Here is a 26,385-nt window from a genome sequence, read left to right as displayed (position 1 = left end):
GTCTTCTTATTTTATAGGGATTGAGATCTCAATCAATTTATCCGAATAGAGGGTTTTGATATTTGCTTCATCGATACTTTCTTTGTCGATTTTACGTTTCAAGAAGAAGTCTTGGATGGTTTCAATTTCGGGTTCACGAATAGCACGGTGTTTGTTCGAAATGAGGATTTCATAGTGAAGCGGGGCTTGTGTGAAAACCACATCTGTATTTCCGGCCGAATAGACCTCAACAAGAGTTGCGTCAGTACTTTCTAATTGGCTTTTAACAAGTTGCGAGTGTGAATTAGTCGTGTTGATAAGCTTCATAACAGTTCCTCCGATTTTCTAACTCTATTATAGCACTTTTTGGATAAAATCGTGCAATTTAGTCAATTCCATGTTGGATTTTCCAAGCTTCAATTCCCCATTTATGGCTACCACGTTTGAGTTTTTCAATTGCTTCATCAATAGGAAACCAAGCAATATGATTAAAATCTTCCAATGGTTTTTGTACTTCTTGGAAAGAAGTAGCTTCATAGAGATAAGCTGGGTTGTAGTAGTAGGTATCACGGTGGCGAGAGTAGAAATACTCATCAGCTTGCCCATAATAGGTTCCAATCTCAGCTGTAAAGCCTAGTTCTTCGATTAGTTCTCTCTTCAGTGCTTCTTGATGATCTTCGCCTGCTTCAATTTCTCCACCTGGCAAGAACCAAGCACCATTGGGAGCTTGAACTAGGACAATTTGTTTTTTTTCTGCATCCGGAATAACTGCGTACACACCATAGCGGGGCTGGTAGGTTACATTCTCTTTTTTTTCACCAAAAGTGGGGTTTTCCATTGCTTTTTCCTCATTCTCTAGTGTCTTTATTATTATCATAATGGACGAGGGGCTAGCTGTCAAGAATTTACAGTTATTTTAGTAAAAAAAGGTGCAGAAAATGATAGACTTCCTGCACCTGTTAGGTCGTTTTATTCTTCTTTTTCAGAAGTAACCTCTTCTGTTTTTTCAGTTTTTTTGGCAGATTTGATTTGAATCTTACCATTGCTTGTCATGACTGCCTTGAGGTCTTTTTCGCTTGGATTTTCAAGGTAGTAGTCTGTAATAGCATCCTCGATATGGTCTTGAATGGTACGACGGAGTGGGCGTGCTCCCATTTTGGGATCATAACCTAGGTCAACCAACTTTTCCTTGACCTTGTCTGTCACATCGAGGTGGATGTTGTTGCTAGAGAGGCGTTTGTTGACATCCGCTAGCATGAGTTCGACGATTTGGAGAAGGTTGTCCTTGCTGAGAGGTTTAAATTCGATGATGCCGTCAAAACGGTTCATAAACTCAGGACTAAAGAAGTTGCCGAGTTCACCGAGAACAGAGTTGGTTCGACCTTCACGAGCAGCTCCAAAACCAACACTGGCTTCGGCCTTACCGGTACCGGCATTTGAGGTCATGATAATGATAGCATCCTTAAAGCTAACTGTTCGTCCTTGTCCGTCTGTCAAACGGCCATCGTCTAAGACTTGAAGGAACATGTGCATCACATCTGGATGGGCTTTTTCGACTTCATCGAGAAGGATGAGTGAGTAAGGATTACGACGAACTTTTTCCGTTAACTGACCCGCTTCATCGTAGCCAACATAACCTGGAGGGGCTCCGACCAATTTAGCCACACTGTGTTTTTCCATGTATTCACTCATATCAAAGCGAATCATGCTGTCAGCAGAACCAAAGAGTTCAATGGCTAGTTGTTTGGACAGTTCTGTCTTACCGACACCAGTTGGTCCGACAAAGAGGAAACTTCCGATTGGGCGGTTAGGAGTTCCAAGACCAACACGATTACGACGGATGGCTTTGGCAATCTTATCGACAGCTTCATCTTGACCAATGACATGAGCTTTGAGGTCGTCTGCTAGATGGATAAGCTGAGACTGTTCTTTTTCTTTGAGTTCTCCGACAGGAATATTGGTTTTCTGCTCAATGATATGCTCAATGGTTTTCTCGCTAATGATAGGAGTATCCTGGTCAGTCACCTTGTTTTTCTGCATTTCCTTGTATTTGGCAATCTGATCGCGGAAATAGGCAGCCTTTTCAAAGTCTTCCTCTCGAGTAGCCTGAGCCTTGAGATTCTCAGCTTCAATTAAACGCTGGTCAATCACTTTGGGATCAACAAAGTTCAGCGTCAGATTCATTTTTGAACCGGCTTCGTCCAAAAGGTCAATAGCCTTGTCAGGTAAGAAGCGGTCTTGAATGTAACGATTGGACAGATTTGCAGCAGCTTCTATAGCCGCATCAGTATACTTGACGTGATGGTAGTCTTCGTATTTCTTTTGAACCCCTTTGAGGATGGTAATGGTTTCTTCGACAGTTGGTTCATCTACCTTGACAGGTTGCATACGGCGTTCGAGGGCAGCATCTTTTTCAATGATACGGTATTCATTGAGAGTAGTGGCGCCGACCAGTTGCAATTCACCACGGGCAAGGGCTGGTTTGAGGATATTTCCTGCATCCATATTGCCATCGCCTGCTGACCCTGCACCAACAATTTCATGGATTTCGTCGATAAAGAGGATGATGTCCTCGCGTTTGCGAATTTCTTCCATGAGCTTTTGCATGCGTTCTTCAAATTGGCCTCGAATCCCTGTTCCTTGAACTAGACTAACCACATCCAGACGGATGACCTGCTTGCCTTGGAGTTTATGGGGAACATCACCATCGACAATCTTCTGAGCTAGACCTTCAACAACAGCTGTTTTACCAACACCTGGTTCTCCGATAAGGACAGGATTGTTTTTGGTTCGACGGTTGAGAATTTCTATAACGCGGATAATCTCCTCGTCTCGGCCGATAACAGGGTCAATATCTCCTCGACGAGCTATTTCAGTCACGTTGATACCATATTCCTCTAGGAGCCCTCTTTCTTGGCTAGGAGGAGGTGTTTGAATAGGTCCGCGGTTTTGAGGTCCGTATCCCCCATTGCCTCCGTATCCCCCACCGGATTGAGTTGGAGGGACGTTATTTGAAGAAGCCCTGAAATTGTTCAAATCATTGAAAAAGTCTCCAAAAGGATCAAAGTCATGATTGTTTAAATCAGTCATTCCTTTAAAGAGGGTATTATTTGGATCTGTTTTGATAATTTTATAGCAATTTTGACAGAGATCAATTTGCTTTTGCTGTCCATTGATATTGGTATACAGATGAATTGTTGAGTCGTTAATTTTACAGTTTTGACAGAGCATACATCTACCTCATTTCATTCTCATTCTTGGTCTAAGAAAAAGGTCAAGAATAGTCAAAGTTTTATACTTTCATTATAGCATGATTAAGGTGTAAAGCAAGTAAAAAGATTGGGAAGTGGTCATTTTTAAAAGAAGGATTTATGGAGGATTAAGCGACTTGAAGGTAAGAAAAAATCCCATTTGTGGTGACAAAAAGGATTCTCATTCATCAAGCAGGGGTCTCTCTGCTGTTTGTATATTAGTAAAGGAGTTCGTAGATCTCCATTGCAATCAAATCAATGCTATCAAAGGTATAAGTTTCACGAGCCTCTACATCGCGAAGGGTGAAGAGTGATCCGTTTTCTTCGTCGTGGCTGTAGGCAACTTCTGCGACAACAACACCTTCACGTTCAAAATTACGTTTTAGATTTCCACCATCTTTTGTCATTGCTTCTAGGCGGTTAATGATTCTAACCAAATGTGATTCCATTTTGATTCTCCTCCATTTCTTATCGTTTCTATTTTACCATAAACAAGAGGTAGTTGACTAGAAAAAAACTGTAATTTCTCTCTATTTCTCCATTCTATCAGGTTAATTGTTAAAATTAGAGAAAAAGGATTGCATTTTAATTCAGTTTATGTTATAATCATACAATCTAATATATAGAAAGTTGATTGAATATGAATTTTTCTTTTTTACCAAAGTATTTACCGTATTTTAACTATGGTGCTCTGATTACCGTGTTAATTTCCATCTTTGTTGTCTGCTTAGGAACTATTATAGGTGTGTTACTGGCCTTTGCTCAGCGATCACGCTTTAAACCGCTCGTTTGGTTTGCAAATGTGTATGTTTGGATCTTCCGTGGAACTCCGATGATGGTTCAGATTATGATTGCCTTTGCTCTTATGCATATCAATGCTCCGACTATTCAAGTGGGAATTTTAGGAGTTGATCTTTCTCGTCTGATTCCTGGTATTCTGATTATTTCTATGAATAGTGGAGCTTACGTTTCAGAAACTGTTCGTGCGGGGATCAATGCGGTTCCTAAAGGGCAGTTAGAGGCCGCTTACTCTCTTGGTATTCGTCCGAAAAATGCCATGCGTTATGTCATTTTGCCACAAGCTATCAAGAATATTCTTCCAGCGCTGGGAAATGAGTTCATTACCATTATCAAGGATAGTTCCCTCTTGTCGGCAATTGGAGTGATGGAGTTGTGGAATGGTGCAACGACAGTAGCAACAACAACTTATTTACCGTTGACTCCCCTTTTATTTGCAGCCTTTTACTATTTGATTATGACCTCTGTTTTGACAGTAGCGTTGAAAGCATTTGAAAAACATATTGGACAAGGAGACAAAAAATAATGACAGAAACCTTGATTAAAATTGAAGAATTACATAAGTCTTTTGGGAAAAATGAAGTTTTAAAAGGCATCAATCTTGAGATTAAACGAGGAGAAGTTGTGGTCATTATCGGTCCGTCAGGGAGCGGGAAATCAACTCTCCTTCGTTCGATGAATCTCCTTGAAGAAGCAAGTAAAGGTAAGGTTATCTTTGAAGGAGTTGATATCACTGATAAGAAAAATGACCTTTTTGCTATGCGTGAAAAGATGGGCATGGTATTTCAACAATTCAACCTCTTTCCCAATATGACAGTGATGGAAAATATCACTTTGTCACCAATTAAAACCAAAGGAGAAAGCAAGGAAGTTGCGGAGAAAAGAGCACAGGAACTGTTAGAAAAAGTTGGTTTGCCAGATAAGGCGACGGCCTATCCACAGAGTTTGTCAGGTGGTCAGCAACAACGGATTGCCATTGCACGTGGACTTGCTATGGAACCAGATGTTTTGCTTTTTGATGAGCCGACTTCAGCCCTAGACCCTGAGATGGTTGGAGAAGTTCTGGCTGTTATGCAAGACCTTGCCAAGTCGGGGATGACCATGGTGATTGTGACTCATGAAATGGGCTTTGCGCGTGAGGTAGCAGACCGTGTTATCTTTATGGCAGATGGAGTTGTTGTCGAAGATGGAACGCCAGAGGAGATTTTCGATCAAACAAAAGAGCAACGGACCAAGGAATTTTTGAGTAAGGTTTTGTAATACCTCATTTTTGGAAGAAATGGAGTAGGAATCATGGCTTCCAGTAAAGAATATTTAGATTTTATTCTCGAACAGCTATCAGAGCTAGAGGAGATGAGTTATCGTCCAATGATGGGAGAGTATATCCTTTATTATCGTGAGAAGATTATTGGGGGAATCTATGATAATCGTTTGTTACTGAAGCCTGTGAAGGTGGTCATGGATCAACTGGGACAGACTAGGCTTGAACGTCCTTATGAAGGAGCTAAGGAGATGATTTTGATAGAAGACATTGAAGATAAGTCATTTCTAACGAGATTAATCAAGGATATGTATGAAGTCTTACCAGTTCCAAAAGTTAAAAAGAAAGCATGACAGATTTACCTAATATCAATAGGCACTAAAAGCTCGACAAGAGCTTTTTCTTATAGTTTCAAACTATAAGGTCTATTAGTCAAGAAGTGTTAGAATGGCAAGGTATTTTTTGATATAATAGAGGATATTTGACAGAAAAGAGAAGTGATATGACACAGATTATTGATGGGAAGGCTCTTGCAGCTAAGTTACAAGGACAGTTGGCTGAAAAGACGGCCAAACTAAAAGAAGAAACTGGTCTAGTTCCAGGATTGGTAGTGATTTTGGTGGGGGACAATCCTGCCAGCCAAGTCTACGTTCGCAACAAGGAACGGTCGGCTCTTGCTGCAGGATTACATAGTGAAGTAGTGCGAGTTCCTGAAACCATTACACAAGAAGAATTGTTAGACTTGATTGCTAAATACAATCAAGATCCAGCTTGGCATGGGATTTTGGTTCAGTTACCTTTACCCAAACATATCGATGAAGAGGCAGTTTTATTAGCCATTGACCCTGAAAAAGACGTGGATGGTTTCCACCCGCTAAACATGGGTCGCCTCTGGTCTGGTCATCCAGTTATGATTCCTTCGACACCTGCAGGAATTATGGAAATGTTTCATGAGTATGGGATTGATCTAGAAGGTAAAAATGCGGTTGTTATCGGTCGCTCAAATATTGTTGGAAAACCGATGGCTCAGCTTCTTTTGGCTAAAAATGCAACTGTGACCTTGACCCACTCACGCACCCATCATCTTGCCAAGGTGGCTGCTAAGGCAGATATTCTGGTGGTTGCAATCGGTCGTGCTAAGTTTGTGACTGCTGACTTTGTCAAACCAGGGGCAGTTGTCATTGACGTTGGGATGAACCGAGATGAAAATGGCAAGCTTTGTGGAGATGTTGATTATGATGCTGTTGCACCACTTGCTAGTCACATCACACCTGTACCTGGTGGAGTTGGTCCTATGACTATTACCATGCTGATGGAGCAAACCTATCAGGCAGCGCTTCGTACACTGAACAGGGACTAGGAAAATGAAATTCGTATTTGACCTAGATGGGACGCTGTCTTTCGACTATATGACCATAGATGAGGAGATTCAGCAGGTTCTTTTAAAGGCTGAAGATTATGGGCATGAGCTTGTGTTTGCCTCAGCCCGCTCTTATCGGGATTGCTTGGGTTTATTAGGCCCTGAACTCAGTCAGCGTTTGGTCATAAGTTTGAATGGTGGCGTAGCCTATCATCTGGGGCAGACTATCTTTGAAAGGAATCTCGATGCTAGAGTTTATCAGGCGCTAGTGGATTATTGCCAGACTTATAATCTCCCTTTCTTTGCAGATGATTGCTTTGACTATAGTGGTCAGATTGTAGAGAAGATTCCATTTATTTTCAGTGTGGATCCCCTAAAGGTCGCTCGTCATCAGAAACTCGAGGACTTGGGTACTCCGATTAAGGTAGTCGTTTATATGGGTGACCATGAGAATTTGCTTGATGACCTGCTTGGTCAGTTAGAAAGACTGGGACAGGCTCATCTATCCTATCATGCGCATGAAAAGTGTCTCTATGTCAACCCCTTGGATACTCATAAGGCGACAACTGTTGAAAAGTTATGTGGGGAGAACTTCATCGCTTTTGGAAATGACCAAAACGATATTGAACTGTTTAAAACGTCTCTCTATTCAGTTCAGATAGGAGATTTTGCTGGTCTTACTCCATATGCAGATGACACGTTAGAGATAAAAGGAGAACCTTCTCCAGCAGTGGCAGCTAAAATCTTACAGACTTTTGCGGAATTTAAGGGAAAATAGATTGAAGGAGGTTTGCCCCTCCTTTTGTAGTATAATGAAGTGAGAGGGAAAAAACGATGAAAGTGATTGATCAAGCTTTATTAGAAAAAGTCATTATTGAACGTTCTCGTCACAGTCATAAGGGAGATTACGGTCGTCTGCTCTTGCTGGGAGGGACCTATCCTTATGGAGGAGCTATCATCATGTCAGCCATTGCAGCTGTCAAAAGTGGGGCAGGGTTGGTGACTGTTGGCACGGATAAGGAGAACATTCCGGCTCTGCACAGTCATTTACCTGAGGCCATGGCATTTTCTCTTCAAGACCAGCAATTGTTAAAAGAACAGTTAGAAAAGGCAGAGGTTGTCTTGTTAGGTCCGGGTTTGCGAGAGGATGCATTCGGAGAAGAACTCGTAAAATGGGTTTTTAACAACCTCAGAAGTGACCAGATTTTGATTGTAGATGGTGGTGCTTTGGGCATCTTAGCAAAAGGCCAGTTACCACTTCCTTCCAGTCAGCTCATCCTAACTCCCCACCAAAAGGAATGGGAAAGACTGTCTGGTATAGTTCTTGACCATCAAAATACAGAGGCGACTGCCAGAGCTCTTTCTGCTTTTCCTCAAGGAACGATTCTTGTCGAGAAAGGTCCAGCGACTCGTATCTGGCAAGCTGGTCAGTCTGAATATTATCAGTTACAGGTTGGAGGACCCTATCAAGCAACTGGTGGGATGGGAGATACTCTGGCTGGGATGATTGCAGGTTTTGCAGGTCAGTTTGACCAAGTCAGTCTCTATGAGAGAGTGGTGGTAGCGGCTCACCTTCATTCAGCTATCGCGCAAGAACTAGCTCAAGAAAATTACCTTGTCTTGCCTACCGAAATTAGTAAAGCTCTTCCGAAAACAATGAAAAAAATATCTCAAAAAGGTAGTTAATACCTTGGTTGTCTTTTTATGTTGATGTAGGTTTGTTGATAAGGTTTTCAAATACCTCAGAACCAGCAATCAACTGCTGAACTTACGAGGAATTCTCACTTTTAAGGTCTTGATTTTTACTCAAACTCAAAAGAAAAGCGAGGTTGTTATCAAAGTTGAGGGGTGTCAAATCATGCTTTTTTTGATATAATTTTTAATGATGAATGCAAGAAATGATCGGTATGTGGTCGTTGATTTAGAGGCGACCAGCACCGGAAGCAAGGCAAAAATTATTCAAGTAGGCATTGTGGTGATTGAGAATGGTGAAATCATCAATCAGTATGCGACTGATGTCAATCCCCACGAACCCTTGGATTCTCATATCAAAGAATTAACGGGTCTGACCGATCGGCGTTTGGCTGCGGCACCAGAGTTTTCTCAGGTGGCCGGAAAAATTTTTGAATTGGTTAAGGACGGTATTTTTGTTGCGCACAATGTACAGTTTGATGCCAACCTTCTTGCGGAATTCCTCTTTTTTGAAGGATATGAATTGCGCACACCGCGGGTGGATACAGTTGAGCTTGCTCAAGTTCTGTATCCTCAGTTTGAAAAGTATAACTTAGGTATCCTTTGTCAAGAGTTGGGCATTGAGCTGGAACATGCCCATACTGCCCTGTCAGATGCTCAGGCAACAGCTGAACTCTTGCTTTACATGCGTCAAAAACTATTTGAGTTACCAAAAGGGCTCTTAGAAAGCTTGTTAAACCTTGCAGACAACCTTCTCTATGAAAGTTATTTGGTGATTGAGGAGGTCTATCAGCAACAATCGCTCTTATCTTCGCCAGACTTGATGGAGCTTCATGGGCTTTTTCTCAGAAAGGAAAGCAAAGCCTTAGTCCCACGAAAGTTATCCAAAGATTTTGCTAAAAATATTTCTTTATTGGGGCTGGAGGAGCGTCCGCAACAGTTGGAATTTGCGGAGAAGGTTGAGCAATTATTGGAAGAACACCAGACTTCCTTTATCCAAGCTCAAACGGGACTCGGCAAGACATACGGCTATATCCTCCCAGCTTTGAACTCGGAGAGTCAAGCAGGGATTCTAGTGAGTGTTCCGACCAAAATTCTTCAAAATCAAATCATGCAAGAAGAAGGTCAGCGCTTAAAAGAGGTCTTCCATCTGGAAATTCATAGTCTCAAGGGGCCTCAAAATTATTTAAAACTGGATGCCTTTCACCGAGTTCTCCATCGACCGGAGTCCAATCGCCTTTTCACACGCTTTAAAATGCAACTGCTCATCTGGCTAACAGAGACAGAGACTGGCGACTTGGACGAAATCGGGCAACTTTATCGCTATCAGCACTTTCTGCCTGAACTAGTCCACGATGGTAAGCTTTCAAAGAAAAGCCTATTTGCTACAGAGGATTTTTGGAAACGAGGGCAGGAAAAGGCCAAGACCAGTCGTGTTCTCTTGACCAATCATGCCTATCTGATCACTCGTTTGGAAGACAATCCAGAGTTTGTCGACAACCGTTTGCTGATCTTGGATGAAGCTCAAAAAATGCTACTAGCTCTCGAAAATTTAGCCCAGCAGGCTTATCGCCTTGAGGAACTTGTAACCCAGCTTGATAAGTCCTTGGAGACAGATGAAGATTTGGTTCAGAAACGCTTGCTTGAGAGTATCGGCTTTGAATGTCGTTACTTGATGGAGCACTATCAGTCGGGCCTTAGGAATGGAAAGTGGTTGGATTCTCTTGAACAGTTGCGCCAGCATTTTTCGGAGCTAGCTCTCCCAGAGTATAGAGAGCTTGCAAACTTTTTCACCTCGGACCGTGAATTTTGGCTTGCTACAGCAGAGAAATCTAGCAAGGATGTCTTGATTTGTTCAAGCAAAAAAGGTCGCTTTATACTAGCAGACTTATTGCCAGAAGATTGTAGGCTCCTAGGAGTATCAGCTACTCTTGAAATCAGCAATCGAGTTTCCCTAGCAGATCTATTGGGCTTTCCAGATGCTCCGCTTGTTAGGCTTGATGTAGCAAAACAGGAGCAACAAGAAGTCTTTCTAATTGATGACTTTCCTCTTGTGACGGAAGTTTCACCTTTTGACTATGCTAGTGAAGTGGCTTCTGTTATCCGAGGTTTACAAGCCTTCCAAGAACCTTTATTGGTTTTGTTTACCTCAAAAGAAATGTTGCTGGCAGTTTCGGACCTGCTCGACCAACCGCATCTAGCTCAGTATAAAAATGGGGAACCAAGTCAACTGAAAAAACGTTTTGAAAAGGGTGAACGCCAGATCTTGCTTGGAACAGGCAGTTTCTGGGAAGGAGTTGATTTTTCAACCCATCCTTGCGTGATTCAAGTGATTCCGAGATTGCCTTTCCAAAATCCCCAAGAGCCGTTAACCAAAAAGTTAAACCAAGAACTGCGTCAAGAAGGGAAAAATCCTTTCTATGATTATCAGTTACCGATGGCGATCATTCGGCTAAAACAAGCCCTTGGTCGTACTGTTAGACGGCCCAACCAAGGTTCGGTTGCTGTAATCTTAGACAGTCGTGTTGTCAGCAAGCGTTATGGTAAACAAATCGCCCAGACCTTGTCAAAAGAAAGGGCTGTTCAAGTTCTTTCTAGAGAACAGCTAGAGCCTGCTGTAGCTGATTTTCTCCAATCTCGTCGCAATAGAATGAAAGAAAAATCCAAGAAAGAGAAAAGGTAAAAAATATGAAACGTTCCTTCGACTCTCGAGTCGATTATAGCCTCCTTCTACCAGTGTTTTGTTTACTGGTGATTGGAGTAGTGGCCATTTATATAGCAGTTAGTCATGACTATCCAAATAATGTGTTACCAATACTAAGCCAGCAAATCGCTTGGATTTCCTTGGGCCTTGTCATTGGTTTTGTGGTCATGTTCTTCAATACGGAGTTTTTATGGAAGGTGACTCCTTATCTCTATGGTTTAGGCCTAGCCTTGATGGTCCTCCCTCTTGTTTTCTACAATCCAAATCTTGTAGCATCAACAGGTGCCAAGAACTGGGTATCGATTGGTGGAACGACACTCTTTCAGCCATCTGAGTTCATGAAGATTTCCTATATCTTGATGTTGGCTCGAGTCATCGTACAATTCACTCAAAAACACAAGGAATGGCAACGGACTATTCCCTTGGATTTCCTATTGATTGGTTGGATGATTGCCTTTACCATCCCAGTCTTGATCCTCTTAGCCCTACAAAGTGACTTGGGGACTGCCTTGGTCTTTGTAGCTATTTTTGCAGGTATGGTTCTCCTTTCAGGTGTTTCGTGGAAGATTATCATTCCGGTTTTTGCGACAGGAGTGACTGCGGTTGTAGGATTCATGGCCATCTTTATAAGCAAGGATGGACGTGCCTTCTTGCATCAGATTGGAATGCCAACCTACCAGATTAACCGTATTTTGGCCTGGCTCAATCCCTTTGACTTTGCGCAAACAACGACTTACCAACAGGCGCAGGGGCAAATTGCGATTGGAAGTGGTGGCTTGTTTGGACAGGGTTTCAATGTGTCCAATCTCCTCATTCCAGTACGTGAAAGTGATATGATTTTCACCGTAATTGCTGAAGACTTTGGCTTCATTGGTTCAGTCTTTGTCATTGCCCTGTACTTGCTTCTTATTTATCGGATGTTGAAGATTACGCTCAGGTCAAATAACCAGTTCTACACCTACATTTCGACTGGATTTATCATGATGTTGCTCTTCCATATCTTTGAAAATATCGGTGCCGTGACAGGCTTACTTCCTTTGACAGGGATTCCTCTGCCTTTCATTTCTCAAGGGGGCTCCGCAATTATTAGTAACCTCATCGGTGTCGGTCTCCTCTTATCTATGAGTTACCAGACCAACCTAGCGGAGGAGAAAAGTGGAAAAGTTCCATTCAAACGAAAGAAAGTCGTCCTAAAACAAATCAAATAAGGAGGCCACTATGGCAAAAGTAGCAGTTATCTTAGCCCAGGGTTTTGAAGAAATTGAAGCCTTGACAGTAGTTGATGTCTTGCGTCGAGCAAACATTTCATGCGATATGGTAGGATTTGAAGAGCAGGTGACAGGATCACATGGCATTCAGGTAAAAGCCGACCGTATCTTTGATGGCGATTTGTCCGACTATGACTTGGTAGTTCTTCCAGGTGGTATGCCAGGCTCAGCTCACCTACGGGATAATCAAGCCCTCATTTCTGAAATTAAAGCCTTTGACCAAGCTGGAAAGAAAGTTGCAGCTATCTGTGCAGCTCCAATCGCCCTCCATCAAGCAGGTGTCCTGAAAGACAAGCACTTTACCTGTTATGACGGTGTTCAGGAAAACATCAGTGACGGTATTTACCAAAAGGAAACAGTAGTTGTGGATGGCAATCTAACAACCAGCCGAGGACCGTCAACTGCCCTTGCCTTTGCCTATGAGCTGGTAGAGCAGTTGGGAGGAGATGCAGAAAGTTTACGAGTCGGCATGCTCTATCGAGATGTCTTTGGAAATTAACAGTAAGACGAGAGTTCGGCTCTCGTTTTTGCTTGGAAAAATCTAGGAAATCATCACTTTTTTCGTAAAAAAATGGTATAATGAAAGGTATGAAATATCGTGACTATATATGGGATTTAGGTGGTACCCTATTGGATAATTATGAGACTTCTACAGCGGCCTTTGTAGAGACCTTAGCCCAATACGGAATAGAGCAAGAACACGACCGTGTTTACGAAGCCTTGAAGGTTTCGACAGCTTTTGCCATTGAGAAGTTTGCCCCAGCCATCGAGAATTTTTTAGAAAACTACAAAGAGAATGAAGCGCGTGAGCTAGAGTACCCAGTTTTGTTTGAGGGAATTCCAGAGTTACTAAAAGACATCTCTGACAAGGGTGGCCGTCATTTCTTAGTCTCTCATCGAAATGACCAAGTGCTAGAACTTCTTGCAAAGACTCAGATAGCTGACTATTTCACAGAAGTCGTGACTGCCAGTTCTGGTTTCAAACGGAAACCAGATCCAGAGTCTATGATTTATTTACGTGATAAATATCATATCTCATCCGGTTTGGTCATTGGAGACAGAAATATTGATGTAGAAGCAGGTAAAGCTGCCGGCTTAGATGCCTATCTTTTTAAAAACGTTGCGACATTGAGACAAGCAATAGACATGTAAGAAAAGGGAAAAAATGACAGAAGAAATCAAAAATCAACAGGCACAGGATTATGATGCCAGTCAAATTCAAGTTTTGGAGGGGCTGGAAGCTGTTCGTATGCGTCCAGGTATGTATATTGGATCGACTTCAAAAGAAGGTCTTCACCATCTAGTATGGGAAATCGTTGATAACTCAATTGACGAAGCCCTAGCTGGATTTGCCAGTCATATCCAAGTCCTTATTGAGCCAGATAATTCCATCACCGTTGTGGATGATGGACGTGGTATCCCTGTTGACATTCAGGAAAAGACAGGACGTCCTGCTGTTGAGACCGTCTTTACTGTTCTTCACGCTGGAGGAAAGTTCGGCGGTGGCGGATACAAGGTATCAGGTGGATTGCACGGTGTGGGTTCATCAGTAGTAAATGCCCTCTCAACTCAACTAGATGTTCGGGTTCATAAAAACGGAAAGATTTATTATCAAGAATACCACCGTGGGAATGTCGTTGCTGATCTTGAGGTGATTGGAGATACGGATAGAACCGGAACAACAGTTCACTTCACACCGGATCCAGAGATTTTTACAGAAACAACGACCTTTGATTTTGACAAATTGAATAAACGTATTCAAGAACTAGCTTTTTTGAACCGAGGTCTTCGAATCTCCATCACAGATAAGCGTGAAGGTCTCGAACAGACTAAACATTACCACTATGAGGGCGGGATTGCTAGCTACGTTGAATATATCAACGAGAACAAGGATGTGATCTTTGATACACCAATCTACACAGACGGTGAGATGGATGATATCACAGTTGAAGTAGCCATGCAGTACACAACCGGTTACCACGAAAACGTCATGAGTTTCGCCAATAACATTCACACCCATGAAGGTGGTACGCATGAGCAAGGTTTCCGTACAGCGCTGACACGTGTTATCAATGATTATGCTCGCAAAAATAAATTGCTAAAAGACAATGAAGACAACCTAACAGGGGAAGATGTCCGTGAAGGCTTGACTGCAGTTATCTCAGTTAAGCATCCAAATCCGCAGTTTGAAGGACAAACCAAGACCAAACTGGGGAACAGTGAAGTGGTCAAAATTACCAATCGCCTCTTCAGCGATGCCTTCTCTGATTTCCTCATGGAAAATCCACAGATCGCCAAGCGTATCGTGGAAAAAGGGATCTTGGCTGCCAAGGCTCGTGTGGCTGCCAAGCGTGCGCGAGAAGTCACTCGAAAGAAATCTGGATTGGAAATTTCCAATCTTCCAGGGAAATTAGCAGACTGTTCTTCTAATAACCCTGCTGAAACCGAACTTTTCATCGTCGAAGGAGACTCAGCTGGTGGATCAGCTAAATCTGGTCGTAACCGTGAATTCCAAGCTATTTTGCCAATTCGTGGTAAGATCTTGAACGTTGAAAAAGCTAGTATGGATAAAATCCTTGCCAACGAAGAAATTCGAAGTCTCTTTACAGCCATGGGGACAGGATTTGGTGCAGAATTTGATGTCACTAAGGCTCGCTACCAAAAACTCGTTTTGATGACCGATGCCGATGTTGATGGAGCTCACATTCGAACCCTCTTGCTAACCTTGATTTACCGCTACATGAAACCAATCTTAGAGGCTGGTTATGTCTACATTGCCCAACCACCGATTTATGGGGTTAAAGTTGGAAGTGAGATCAAAGAATACATTCAACCTGGTGCAAATCAAGAAATTAAACTCCAAGAAGCCTTAGCACGTCACAGTGAAGGGCGTTCAAAACCAACGATCCAACGTTATAAAGGTTTGGGAGAAATGGATGACCACCAATTGTGGGAAACAACCATGGATCCTGAACATCGCTTGATGGCGCGTGTTTCGGTAGATGATGCTGCCGAAGCAGATAAAATCTTTGATATGTTGATGGGAGATCGAGTAGAACCTCGTCGCGAATTTATCGAAGAAAACGCTGTTTACAGTACACTTGACGTCTAAAAAATGTGGGAAATAGTTCCCTTGGTTTAAAAAATATGATATAATCATTACGATTGTTTCTAGTATAAAAGGAGTTTGATATGTCTAATGGACAACTAATTTATCTAATGGTTGCGATTGCAGTCATTCTGATCTTAGCTTATGTAACAGCCATTTTTTTACGTAAGCGTAATGTAAGCAGATTAACGGCCCTTGAAGAAAGAAAAGAAGAACTCTACAATCTTCCTGTAAATGATGAGGTTGAAGCCGTTAAAAACATGCACTTGATTGGTCAAAGTCAGGTGACCTTCCGTGAATGGAACCAAAAATGGGTTGATTTATCTCTGAATTCGTTTGCTGATATTGAGAATCATCTTTTTGAAGCTGAAAGCTACAATAATTCTTTCCGTTTCTTTAAAGCAGCTCACAAGATTGATCAAATTGAAAGCCAGATTAGTTTGATTGAAGAGGATATTGCAGCTATTCGCAATGCCCTTTCTGAACTCGAAAAGCAAGAGTCTAAGAACAGTGGTCGCGTCCTACATGCTTTGGACTTGTTTGAAACCCTTCAACATACGGTTGCAGAGGACTCAGAGAAATATGGGAAAGCTCTTCCTGAGATTGAGAAACAATTGGAAAATATCCAATCGGAATTCTCTCAATTCGTTACCCTTAACTCATCAGGTGACCCAGTTGAAGCTGCAGCAATCTTAGATGATACTGAAAATCATATTCTTGCTCTAACGCATATTGTTGATCGTATTCCAGCTCTTGTTGAAACCTTGACAAAGGAATTACCAGACCAATTAGCAGATTTGGAAGAGGGCTATCGTAAGCTGTTGGATGCCAAATACCACTTTATTGAAACAGATATTGAGTCACGTTTCCAACTCTTGCATGAATCTTTGAAGAATAATCAAGAAAACATTCGTCAGTTGGAGTTGGACAATGCAGAGTATGAAAATAATCGCATTCAAGAAGAAATCAATGCACTTTATGATATTTTCACTCATGAAATTGAGGCTCAAAAAGTCGTTGAGAATCTCCTCTCAACACTTCCAACCTATCTCAACCACTTGAAGGAAAATAACCAGGTGCTTGTTCAGGATCTTGAACGACTAAATAAAACTTATCTTCTTCCAGAAAGTGATGGGAATCATGTCCGCCGACTTCAAGAAGAATTAGCTGCACTTGATACCGCTATTTTAGAAGTAACAGAGGACCAAAGAGAATCTGCTCAAGCCTATTCTGTTCTTGAAGAACAGTTGGAAATGCTTCAAAGCAATCTCAAAGATATTGAAGATGAGCAAATTTCTGTGAGCGAACGACTTGCGCAAATTGAAAAAGATGACCTCAATGCTCGCCAAAAAGCAAATGTCTATGTGAATCGTTTGCACACTATCAAACGTTACATGGAGAAGCGAAACTTACCAGGAATCCCTCAAAGTTTCTTGAAACTTTTCTTTACTGCAAGTCATAACACTGAAGATTTGATGGCGGAGCTAGAACAACCGCAGGTTAATATTGAATCTGTTAAGCGAATTCTTGAAATTGCAACGAATGATATGGCAGTACTTGAGACAGAAACATATGACATTGTTCAGTATGCAACTTTGACAGAGCAACTTCTCCAATACTCAAATCGCTACCGTTCATTTGATGAACGTATCCAAGAGGCTTTCAACGAAGCACTTGAAATTTTTGAGAAAGAGTTTGACTATCGGGCATCATTTGATAAGATTTCTCAAGCCTTGGAAGTTGCAGAACCAGGAGTTACAAATCGTTTTGTGACTTCATATGAAAAAACACGTGAAGCAATTCGCTTTTAAAATAGAAGCTTAGAGAATTCTAAGCTTTTTCTTTATTTTTTGAAATGGAGCTAGATTATCTGTTTATCATTGAAATAATAGCTTTGATTTGATATGATGGAAATATGAAGAAAAATATGAACCGTGTTTCTCACGATAAAAAGAGAAGTATATTGCTTTCCTTTGTTGGAATCTTAGGAATCGCTATGATTCTTTTGGGAAGTGCCATTGGCTACAAGGTTCTACAAAAGCAATCTTATGAACAAAAAATTGAAGCGTTAAAAAGCGAAAAGGACCAGCAATTCAACTCAGGTAGTCAGAAGGACCATTTCCGAAAAGGGCAAGCTGAGGTGATTGCCTACTACCCTCTGCAAGGAGAGGAGGTCATTGCGTCTATTAGAGAAAAAATCAACCAAGATATCAAAGAAAATCTAGAAGATAAAGAGGATCTGGTCTTTTATTATACAGAGCAGCTGGATCCTGTCCTTAAGGGAGTTGTTGCTCGTAATATCAGTAGGCAAGTCTATGATTTGTCTGCAGCAAAGGTTGAAGAAAAAGAAAAGACTTCCTTAGGGAAAATTTTCTTGACTGAAGATGGGAAAGCTTTTGACCTCAGTAAACTCTTCAAAGATGCAAGCAAGGCTAAGGAACTCTTACTGAGTCAAATCAAATCAACTCTAGAAGATAAGAAACTTGACCAGGCAAAAATTGATCAAGTTATAAAGAGCTTCACAGATCAGGATTTGGCATCTTGGAGTTTTGATTATAAAGATAGTCAAATCATCCTTTATCCTGCTAATTCTGGAGAGGCTGTTGAAGAAATTGCTTTACCAATATCCAGTTTCTTTGATGTCATTGAGTCCTCTTATCTGTTAGAAAAGGATGCGGAACTCTACCAATCTTACTTTGCTAAGAAAAATAAAAAGGTTGTAGCCTTGACCTTTGATGATGGTCCAAATCCGACTACAACTCCACAAGCTTTGGATACCTTGGCTAAGTACGGTGTAAAGGCAACCTTCTTTGTACTTGGAAAAAACATAGCAGGAAATGAAGATCTTCTGAAACGAATGAAATCGGAAGGTCATGTTGTGGGAAATCATAGCTGGGATCATCCTGTCCTTTCTAAATTATCTCTCGAAGATGCTAAAAAGCAAATCACTGATACAGAAGATTTGTTAACTCAAGTTTTAGGATCAAGCTCTAAACTGATGCGCCCACCTTATGGTGCCATCACTGATGATATTCGAAATAGTCTTGACTTGAGTTTTATCATGTGGGATGTGGATAGTTTAGACTGGAAGAGTAAGAATGAAGCTGCTATTTTGACAGAAATTCAACACCAAGTTCGTAATGGTTCTATCATTCTCATGCATGATATCCATGGTCCTTCTGTCAATTCTCTACCAAGTGTCATTGAGTATCTAAAGGGTGAAGGGTATACATTTGTGACCGTTCCTGAATTGCTCAATTCTCGTTTGAAAGCTCACGAGATCTATTACGATCGTGATCAATAATTGTTAAAATCTAAAGGAGCAAGCGTACTGGTAATCAGGATTTTGTTTCTTTAGATTTTCTTCACATAGAAAGGAAAAACGATGAAATCTTACACCCTTAATAATGGAGTTTCAATTCCTGTTCTAGGATTTGGAACATGGAAAGCTGAAAATGGAGAGGTGGCCTACCAAGCTGTTTTAGAAGCTTTAAAGGCTGGTTATCGTCATATCGATACTGCAGCTATCTATAAAAATGAGGAAAGTGTTGGTCGTGCTATACGAGATAGCGGTATTCCACGACAAGAAATCTTTGTAACGACTAAACTTTGGAATACCATTCACAGCTATGATGAAACTCGCCATGCATTTGAAGAATCAATGGAAAAACTGGGATTGGATTATCTAGATTTGTACCTTGTTCATTGGCCAAATCCAAAACCACTAAGAGAAAATGACGAATGGAAAACTCGCAATGCTGAAGTCTGGAGAGCGATGGAGGACCTTTATAAAGAAGGCAAGATCCGTGCTATCGGCGTTAGTAATTTTCTTCCCCATCATTTGGATGCCTTGCTTGAGACAGCAAGAATTGTTCCTGCAGTCAATCAGGTACGCTTGGCACCAGGAGTTTATCAAGAGGAAGTGGTTGACTACTGTAAAGAGAAAGAAATTCTCTTAGAGGCTTGGGGGCCTTTTGGGCAAGGGGAGTTGTTTGAACAGAAAGAAGTCCAAGAAATTGCTACTAAGCATGGGAAATCAGTGGCTCAAATTGCCTTGGCTTGGAGTTTGGCAGAAGGATTTTTACCTCTACCTAAGTCAGTGACAGCCTCTCGCATCCAGAGCAATCTTGACTGTTTTGGAATTAAACTCAGCAAAGACGAGCGAGAAGTCTTAAAGACAATTTCAGTGACTTCGGGCGCACCACGTGTGGATGAGATGGATTTTTAGTTTGTGAAATCTATTTATATCGAAATGATGAAGACTAGGAATTTTTAATCCTAGTCTTTTTGTGTATAAAAAATCTAAATTGTTTGTATAATGAAATAATTTTATGGGTTAAAATATATGAACGAATTTAGAAAATATTGGTTTTATAGAGCAAATAACACGAATAATAAAATTAAACAAGATAAAAATATACGAAAATATTACATTTTTGTGACAATTCAGATTTTTATGAAAATTTATGATTATTTGCGCTATAATAGGTGTAATTTAAAAAAAGGAGATTATTTATGAATAGACGACAACGTTTTTCATTACGGAAATACAAATTTGGTCTTGCTTCAGTTTTGCTGGGGACTGCTTTGGTTTTTGGAGCAAGTCAAGTTAATGCCAATGAGCAGAGTACAGGAGAAAATCAAGCTCAAACTCAGGCAATCAAGACAGAGTTAAAAGATGATAAACACTCAAGCTCTTCAACTGAGCAAACCAATACTAATGTGATAGCTCCAGTAGTTGGAGAGAAACAGGAAGCTGAAACTTCTAAAGAGGATGCTAGTAAACAAGATGCTAAGGTAGAAGCTCCAGTTGATAAAACTGCTGAAGCCCAAGAATCAGGAAAAGATAGCGCAGTTGCAAATGAAGGAAATCAAGGTGTCGTCCAAAAAGAAACAACGGTCGATACGACTACCGCGCCTGCCACTGAGAAGGCTTCTGACTTGGGGAAAAAAGAGGCTCAAGCAACGACAGCTCCTAAAACTACTGGAGAAACAGCAACTACTGAAAAAGAACAAGAAAAAACTGAGTCTGCAAACCCCAATAGTCTTTCAAGCAATGATATCATCACAGTACCAAAAACTTGGAAGGCTGGTTACAAGGGGACAGGGACCGTTGTTGCCATAATTGACTCTGGGCTTGATTTGAATCATGAGGTTCTTCGAATTTCGGATCCGTCAAAAGCAAAATTTAAAAACAAGGAAGCCATCGAAGCAGCTAAAAAGGTTGCTGGGATCGACTACGGTAAATGGTATAGCGATAAGGTTGTCTATGCCTATGACTACTTTGACGGAACAGATAAGATCAAAGAATCAGAAAGAACTTCTCATGGGATGCACGTAACAGGGATTGCTGCTGGAAACCCTGATAAAGAAGCACCAAATGGTGAAAAGGTCTATGGTGTGGCGCCAGAAGCTCAAGTTATGTTTATGCGTGTCTTTTCAGACCGCCAAAAAACGACCAGTTCTGCCCTTTATGTAAAGGCGATTGATGACGCAGTTGCCTTGGGAGCAGATGCCATTAATATGAGTTTGGGATCTAGCACAGGTTCTATGGTGGATGCTGGTTCTGATATTGTGGATGCCATCAAACGGGCTCGTGCCAAGGGAGTTTCTGTTCTTATCTCAGCAGGAAATAGCAATACATTCGGAAATGGTTATTCAAAACCGCTAGCCGAAAACCCAGACTATGGCTTGGTTGGAAATCCATCCACTGTTGAAGACTCAATTTCAGTTGCTTCTGTCAACAACAAAACATTGACAACAGCGGTTTTTGAAGTCAAAGGTCTAGAGGGAAATGCCGGCCTTCATAACGGAAAATTTGATTATAATCAACCTGAGTCAGATAAGGATTTTGAAAAGGGAAAAGAGTACGAATACGTCGAAGCAGGGTTAGGTCGTGAAGAAGACTTTGCGAAGTTGGATTTAACTGGGAAACTTGCCCTCATTCAGCGTGGAGCCATGAACTTTTCAGAGAAGATCAAAAATGCACGAAAACACGGTGCAGTTGGTGCATTGATCTACAATAATGTAGAGGGCGCAAACATCAATATGGCTATTGATGATGAAGCAAAGAAAATTCCTTCTGTATTTATTTCTAAACAGTATGGTGAAGCCTTAAAATCAGGAAAATATAAGATTGTTTTTAATGACAAGATGGATAATCGCCCTTCTGATGTAGCCAATCAGCTATCTGACTTTTCAAGTTGGGGAGTGACTACCGATGGACAATTGAAACCGGACGTGACAGCTCCTGGCGGCAATATCTATTCATCCTTTAATGACAATACCTATGGTAGTATCAGCGGAACCAGTATGGCGGCTCCTCACGTTACGGGTGTTGCCGTTCTGGTTAAGGAATACCTTCAAAAACACCATCCAGAATTGACTCCTGAGCAAGTATCAGAGACTGTCAAGGCCTTGATCATGTCAACTGCAAAACCACATGTTAATAAGGATACAGGCACTTATACCTCTCCTCGTCAGCAAGGTTCTGGTATTGTGGACACAGCTGCTGCAGTGTCAACAGATCTCTATGTAACGGGTGAAAATGGTTATCCAAGTGTGACTTTAGGAAATGTTGGAGATCAATTTACTTTTAAGGTTACTGTACACAATATTTCAGATACTGACCGCACTCTCAAGATGGTGGTGAATACCAATACAGACGAAGTCCAAGATGGAAAATTCACCCTTCGACCTCGAAAACTAACGGAGACAGTCTGGCCTGAAGTGACGGTCAAAGCCCACAGCAGTCAAACAGTCACTGTTAAAGTGGATGCTCGAAAATTTGCTGCTGAACTCAGCAAACAAATGCCAAATGGCTATTTCCTTGAAGGTTTTGTTCGCTTTGTAGATCCGGCAGATGATGGGGATATTGTGAGTCTTGCATTTATGGGCTTCCGAGGTGAATTCCAAAATCTCCCCGCTGTCGAAAAACCAATTTACAACCTTATTCGAGAAGGGAAAAATGGATTTTACACGGAAGTAGACAAGGAAAATCCTGTCGTTAACTACTCTAATGATGCCACCTATCTCGCAACCTTGCAAAATGACCTTCTAGTTTCTCAAGGTCAACGCCAAGGACGCCGAATTACTGTTCTTGGGATCGAACAAAATGCTGAAGGTAAGCATGTTCTTCAGTTGGACGAAAAAGGGAATGTCCGTATTGCTATTTCTCCAAACGATGATGGAAACAAAGACCTAGTTGAATACAAAACGGTTGCTTTGAGAAATCTTGTAAATCTTCGGGCTACAGTTTATGCGGCTACAGATACCAAGCATGAACATCCTATTTGGGAGGGCGATGCAAAGGATCTTCGTAAGAATTATTTTGATGGTGACAGTAGAAATCTGAAGAGTTATATTCTAGATAATACCGCTTGGAGAGGTCAGGATTTTAATGGTAATACCGTAGCGGATGGTTTATATGACTATGTTATCAGTTATACACCAGACGTTCCAGGAGCAAAAGAACAATACACGACCTTTAAAATTCAAATTGATACTCAAAAACCAGTCATCACAAGTGGTTATATTCGCTTTAAAGATGGAAACCAAGAATTCGTAGCTCGCAAACCAAAAGATGTTGGTCAAGGCGGTATCCTTTCAGAAAAAGTCTTCTATATTACACCATTTGACCAGAAAGGGACTATGGTTCTAACTGGGAAAGACCAGTCTGGAACTCGTGCGCTTGAGAACACTCATCTAATCAAGGCCAATTCCGACGGTAGTTATACACTTCCAAAGGATGTTGATAAGGCTAATATTTACTATCTTGTAGAGGACTATGCAGGGAATGTAGACTATATCTCGCTTGCTGAACTTGTGCGCGATCAAAATAGTGGTCGAGTGAAAATCGCCTTGAAGGATGCGAAAACAAACCAAGATATTGATACCCTCTACGTCTATCGAATTAAAAATAGCGAGGGGCAATATGTTGATGTCGACAAGTCAAAAGCGATTCATTTCTTACAGTTTGGTCATTATACGGCAGAAATTTTCAGTTATGACCGAACAGAATTGAAATTTATCAGTGCCTTATCCCAAGAGTTTGACTTGACGGAAGAAAATAGTTTCCAAACCATTACCTTCCTAGCAAATCTCTTAGAGTATGCACCAGTATCTGTTTCCTTCAATCAAGCAGTTCCAAAGACAACTACAGTAGTTCTGAAAGGAGAAGATGGGACAAGTATCACTCTTCCTGCTGAAAAATACGGTCAATACGCCTTCGGTAAGAAAGTTGCTATAGGTCGTTATACTGTAGAGATTGGCTTACCGACTGGATATGAACTCCTTGAAAATCTCGTTTCCTTGCTCGTTCATCCAGGTCGAAATAATGCTTTGCGCCTATCTGTTGTGTCTAAGTTGGCCTTGATTGCTGCGGTAAATCAACAAAAAGAACTGGTAGAAACGTCTCGTTACTTTAATAGTAGTGCAGATAAGAGAAAAGCTTATGACCAAGCTTTCCAAGTGGCGCGGTCAGCCTTGTCAAGTAAGTTGAAGCAAGAATTGATTGATGGAGTTCTCGCTAGTCTTGAAGCTGCTGGTAAGGCTTTGGATGGAAAAGATTCGAACGTGGCAGCCTTGAAAGAAGCCATGAAAGCTTACTATGCAACGACTAAAACTGGACGATATGCTAATTCCAAGGAAAAAGTACGTCGAGCTTATGATCGTGCCTTCCAAGAAATCGCCTTACTTGCTGTGGATCCTAAAGTCAAACAGGATCAAATTGACCAATCTCTCATTGCCCTTGCAACAGCTAAAAGTAAACTGAATGGCAAAGCTACTGACTTCTCTAGTCTGAAGAAACTGGTCAAGGATGAACGTCTTTTCCAAGAAAAGAATGCGAGATTTATCTATGCAGACAAGAAAGAAAAAGCAGCTTACCTTTTAGCCTTTAAAGAAGCTCAGGAACTCCTTAATGATCCAGGAGCGAGCCAAGAAGATGTCAAAGATGCCATTACAGTCTTGAAACAAGCCAAGAGAAATCTGCATGGCAAAAAACCAAAAGCAAGAAGACATCCTTAAACAGGAGTTTCTGAAGCTTTACTGATAAATGAGTCTGAAACTTTGTTTTCAGACTCACTAAGTGTCTAGAGTTTTGGGAAAGTGAAAAATTAAATATCATATAACCTGAGAGGGCGAGAAAATCGCTCTCTTTTTTCGTTGCAAAAATTAAAGAAAGGAGAAAAATGTCAGATAATATTGAAATTGATATGGATGAGGAAGATGTTAAACTGTTTAATGCTGCTTTTTTGGGTCTGGGAATAGTAGGGGTGATAATTGTCGCCTTGGTAGCTTTTCAACCCGATGGATATCAAAGATTTTTAAATTTCATAGAACTAAATTCAGAGAATTTTAGAAAATTTAGTAATATCATTCAAGAAATTATTTCATTCATGAATTAATTTATTAACTCACATATAAGTAAAAGAGGAAATTAAATACTTCAAGAATGAATATAAAGTAGTTCGACTCATAAAGAAAGGATTACCTATGAAACAACACAAAACAAAGGTCTCAAGGTTGACTAGAGACGTAATGATTTTAGATTTGATGAATACAATGGGATGGACTAGAAGCCGTGCTATTGCAGCTATTGAAGAGTTAGAGCAAACTCATCTTGTTTATTTTCCTGAAGCTGGTGGCTTGAGGTTACAAGTTGTAGGGGGATACTAATGGCAGATATCACGATTGACCAACTAGCCACTCTAACTTTTTATCAAATTCCAGAAATCTTTTTCACCCGTATTCAACACAATGAGAACGGCTATGTCAAATTGACTAGTTCTTACACGGGTCTTTCATCTGATGCTAAGTTAGCTTATGGCGCTCTTTATAATCGCTGTAAATTAAGTATCAGTTCATTCCAGAAGGGAAATAGAGATTACGTTGATGAAAATGGAGCGGTCTTTCTAATTTTTACAGTTTCTGACCTGATGCTGCTATTGGATAAGGGAAAGATGAAGGTTACTAAGATCAAGAAAGAACTGCAAGAACACGGTCTCTTACGAGAAGTCAGGCAGGGACTCAATAAGCCGAATAGACTTTATCTTCAGCTAGTGGATGCTAATTTAGAAATAGTGGAGCACTATTCAGCAGATGGTGAGTTACTGAAGAGGGTTAATGCCTTTGGTAAAGTTCTATATGAAAAAGTACCCCAAAGCATTGGTAATAGCGAAAGTATCAAAAACGGACGTCCGCAAAATGGACTTCAAAACGTCCACGAATCGGACGGAATAAATACAGAGAAGAGTAAGATTGATACTCTTTACGATACTAATCGATACGAGGGCGAGTCATCTTTATCTGATTTATCAATCTCTGAAGCATTTAAAATGGGGCAACATGGTTTTCTTTCTCCTCAACTAGTTCAGAAACTCAGTTTGTTTGGAAAAGATGCAAAAATTCTTGAAAATAAAATCTATCAATCGAAACGTCAAGTTGAGAAGAATTACAACAACCTCTTAGCTGATCAGGAAATTTATGGAGAGGTTTGGCTGCAAGATCTTGAACGTGAGCTTGATAAATTGATTTTCAAAATTAAAACTGGAGAGGCTGAAGGAAAATCAATCCAGAATGTCCCAGCCTACTTCTACAAAATGATGATTCGTTTTTGGAAGATGGCTCTACTCATTGAAAAAGAACATGGTTTCCTGGAGGTATCAGGACAAAGCGAGTATGCCAAAAAATTCCCTGATGAGTGTCCAAGTCTGATTGCACGTTATTATCCAGATAAACTTTCGGAGACGAAACTCAATAGCTATTTATCAGAATTGTCTAAGGGAGTTGAAACATGTTAAAAGATGAATTTAGACCAATTGATGGCAAAGTGCTATCGATTGGTCGTAGCCCGAAGGAGAAAATCTACATGATTCCTAAAGCTGTTTTTGATTTACCGAAAAAAGAAAGAGCTGAGAAACTCAGCCAAATTTTCTCATCATGGCAACAGAAAGAGAGTTGA

At 40.9% G+C, this 26,385-nt stretch carries 23 protein-coding genes; 19 read left to right on the top strand and 4 right to left on the bottom strand.

Translation table 11 applies throughout. The features are described 5' to 3' along the window. Nucleotides 1-6: 6 nt before the first annotated feature. The 4 genes from HMPREF9189_RS07985 to HMPREF9189_RS07970 all read right to left on the bottom strand — a co-directional run bounded on the left by HMPREF9189_RS07985 (nt 7) and on the right by HMPREF9189_RS07970 (nt 3,679). Complete coding sequence (locus HMPREF9189_RS07985) at nt 7-306, bottom strand: DUF1827 family protein (RefSeq protein WP_000767203.1); 300 nt, start codon at nt 304-306, stop codon at nt 7-9. A 58-nt stretch (nt 307-364) separates the two neighbouring features. Next, entirely contained in the window at nt 365-817 is a 453-nt protein-coding gene (locus HMPREF9189_RS07980) for an NUDIX hydrolase (RefSeq protein WP_000431190.1), read from the bottom strand. 131 nt (nt 818-948) lie between these two features. Further along, entirely contained in the window at nt 949-3,210 is a 2,262-nt protein-coding gene (locus HMPREF9189_RS07975) for an ATP-dependent Clp protease ATP-binding subunit (RefSeq protein ID WP_000882485.1), read from the bottom strand. Nucleotides 3,211-3,448: 238 nt separating this feature from the next. Beyond that, nucleotides 3,449-3,679 carry a DUF1797 family protein gene (locus HMPREF9189_RS07970; protein ID WP_000443577.1) on the bottom strand — a complete coding sequence of 77 codons (231 nt, stop codon included), beginning with the start codon at nt 3,677-3,679 and terminating at the stop codon, nt 3,449-3,451. A gap of 191 nt (nt 3,680-3,870) precedes the next feature. Between HMPREF9189_RS07970 and HMPREF9189_RS07965 the strand changes: the two genes are divergently transcribed. The 19 genes from HMPREF9189_RS07965 to HMPREF9189_RS12435 all read left to right on the top strand — a co-directional run bounded on the left by HMPREF9189_RS07965 (nt 3,871) and on the right by HMPREF9189_RS12435 (nt 26,385). After that, on the top strand, nt 3,871-4,554 hold the full coding sequence (locus tag HMPREF9189_RS07965) for an amino acid ABC transporter permease (RefSeq protein ID WP_002875953.1): 684 nt from the start codon (nt 3,871-3,873) through the stop codon (nt 4,552-4,554). After that, nucleotides 4,554-5,288 carry an amino acid ABC transporter ATP-binding protein gene (locus HMPREF9189_RS07960; RefSeq protein ID WP_000140925.1) on the top strand — a complete coding sequence of 245 codons (735 nt, stop codon included), beginning with the start codon at nt 4,554-4,556 and terminating at the stop codon, nt 5,286-5,288. The genes HMPREF9189_RS07965 and HMPREF9189_RS07960 overlap by 1 nt, the downstream gene beginning before the upstream one ends. 33 nt (nt 5,289-5,321) lie before the next feature. Continuing rightward, nucleotides 5,322-5,642, top strand: a complete 321-nt coding sequence (locus tag HMPREF9189_RS07955; RefSeq protein ID WP_000168529.1) for a TfoX/Sxy family protein — start codon at nt 5,322-5,324, stop codon at nt 5,640-5,642. A 149-nt stretch (nt 5,643-5,791) separates the two neighbouring features. Then, on the top strand, nt 5,792-6,649 hold the full coding sequence (locus HMPREF9189_RS07950; RefSeq protein ID WP_000192092.1) for a bifunctional methylenetetrahydrofolate dehydrogenase/methenyltetrahydrofolate cyclohydrolase: 858 nt from the start codon (nt 5,792-5,794) through the stop codon (nt 6,647-6,649). A gap of 4 nt (nt 6,650-6,653) precedes the next feature. Beyond that, nucleotides 6,654-7,427: an HAD hydrolase family protein gene (locus HMPREF9189_RS07945; protein WP_000673623.1), complete on the top strand. Its 774-nt coding sequence runs from the start codon at nt 6,654-6,656 to the stop codon at nt 7,425-7,427. Nucleotides 7,428-7,483: 56 nt separating this feature from the next. Beyond that, nucleotides 7,484-8,335 carry an NAD(P)H-hydrate dehydratase gene (locus HMPREF9189_RS07940; RefSeq protein ID WP_000862999.1) on the top strand — a complete coding sequence of 284 codons (852 nt, stop codon included), beginning with the start codon at nt 7,484-7,486 and terminating at the stop codon, nt 8,333-8,335. Nucleotides 8,336-8,531: 196 nt separating this feature from the next. Further along, complete coding sequence (locus HMPREF9189_RS07935) at nt 8,532-11,024, top strand: bifunctional DnaQ family exonuclease/ATP-dependent helicase (RefSeq protein WP_000980487.1); 2,493 nt, start codon at nt 8,532-8,534, stop codon at nt 11,022-11,024. A gap of 5 nt (nt 11,025-11,029) precedes the next feature. Next, a complete protein-coding gene (locus tag HMPREF9189_RS07930) occupies nt 11,030-12,253 on the top strand; it encodes an FtsW/RodA/SpoVE family cell cycle protein (protein ID WP_000830423.1) in 1,224 nt (407 codons plus the stop codon). 10 nt (nt 12,254-12,263) lie between these two features. Next, nucleotides 12,264-12,812: a DJ-1 family glyoxalase III gene (locus HMPREF9189_RS07925; RefSeq protein ID WP_001140925.1), complete on the top strand. Its 549-nt coding sequence runs from the start codon at nt 12,264-12,266 to the stop codon at nt 12,810-12,812. Nucleotides 12,813-12,901: 89 nt separating this feature from the next. Then, entirely contained in the window at nt 12,902-13,465 is a 564-nt protein-coding gene (locus HMPREF9189_RS07920; RefSeq protein WP_007520338.1) for an HAD-IA family hydrolase, read from the top strand. A 13-nt stretch (nt 13,466-13,478) separates the two neighbouring features. Continuing rightward, nucleotides 13,479-15,425 carry a DNA topoisomerase (ATP-hydrolyzing) subunit B gene (gyrB, locus tag HMPREF9189_RS07915; protein WP_000134078.1) on the top strand — a complete coding sequence of 649 codons (1,947 nt, stop codon included), beginning with the start codon at nt 13,479-13,481 and terminating at the stop codon, nt 15,423-15,425. Between the two features lie 80 nt (nt 15,426-15,505). Beyond that, nucleotides 15,506-17,233 carry a septation ring formation regulator EzrA gene (gene ezrA / locus HMPREF9189_RS07910; protein WP_000064806.1) on the top strand — a complete coding sequence of 576 codons (1,728 nt, stop codon included), beginning with the start codon at nt 15,506-15,508 and terminating at the stop codon, nt 17,231-17,233. 104 nt (nt 17,234-17,337) lie between these two features. Further along, a complete protein-coding gene (gene pgdA, locus HMPREF9189_RS07905; protein WP_009755381.1) occupies nt 17,338-18,726 on the top strand; it encodes a peptidoglycan-N-acetylglucosamine deacetylase PgdA in 1,389 nt (462 codons plus the stop codon). Nucleotides 18,727-18,807: 81 nt separating this feature from the next. Beyond that, nucleotides 18,808-19,650, top strand: coding sequence for an aldo/keto reductase (locus HMPREF9189_RS07900; RefSeq protein ID WP_000844564.1), 843 nt, complete (start codon nt 18,808-18,810; stop codon nt 19,648-19,650). A 287-nt stretch (nt 19,651-19,937) separates the two neighbouring features. After that, entirely contained in the window at nt 19,938-24,449 is a 4,512-nt protein-coding gene (locus HMPREF9189_RS07895; RefSeq protein WP_001081918.1) for a S8 family serine peptidase, read from the top strand. A 164-nt stretch (nt 24,450-24,613) separates the two neighbouring features. Beyond that, nucleotides 24,614-24,829 carry a hypothetical protein gene (locus tag HMPREF9189_RS07890; protein ID WP_001282466.1) on the top strand — a complete coding sequence of 72 codons (216 nt, stop codon included), beginning with the start codon at nt 24,614-24,616 and terminating at the stop codon, nt 24,827-24,829. An 88-nt stretch (nt 24,830-24,917) separates the two neighbouring features. After that, nucleotides 24,918-25,100, top strand: coding sequence for a hypothetical protein (locus HMPREF9189_RS12305; protein WP_000809178.1), 183 nt, complete (start codon nt 24,918-24,920; stop codon nt 25,098-25,100). After that, nucleotides 25,100-26,224: a replication initiator protein A gene (locus HMPREF9189_RS07880; protein ID WP_000763713.1), complete on the top strand. Its 1,125-nt coding sequence runs from the start codon at nt 25,100-25,102 to the stop codon at nt 26,222-26,224. The genes HMPREF9189_RS12305 and HMPREF9189_RS07880 overlap by 1 nt, the downstream gene beginning before the upstream one ends. Then, nucleotides 26,218-26,385 (top strand): hypothetical protein, encoded by a 168-nt coding sequence (locus HMPREF9189_RS12435; protein WP_000910107.1) that lies wholly within the window; start codon nt 26,218-26,220, stop codon nt 26,383-26,385. Before HMPREF9189_RS07880 ends, HMPREF9189_RS12435 begins: the two co-directional genes overlap by 7 nt.

The organism is Streptococcus sp. oral taxon 071 str. 73H25AP (assembly GCF_000146755.1).
Taxonomy (GTDB): domain Bacteria; phylum Bacillota; class Bacilli; order Lactobacillales; family Streptococcaceae; genus Streptococcus; species Streptococcus oralis_T.
This window is presented reverse-complemented; position numbering and strand designations above follow the sequence as displayed.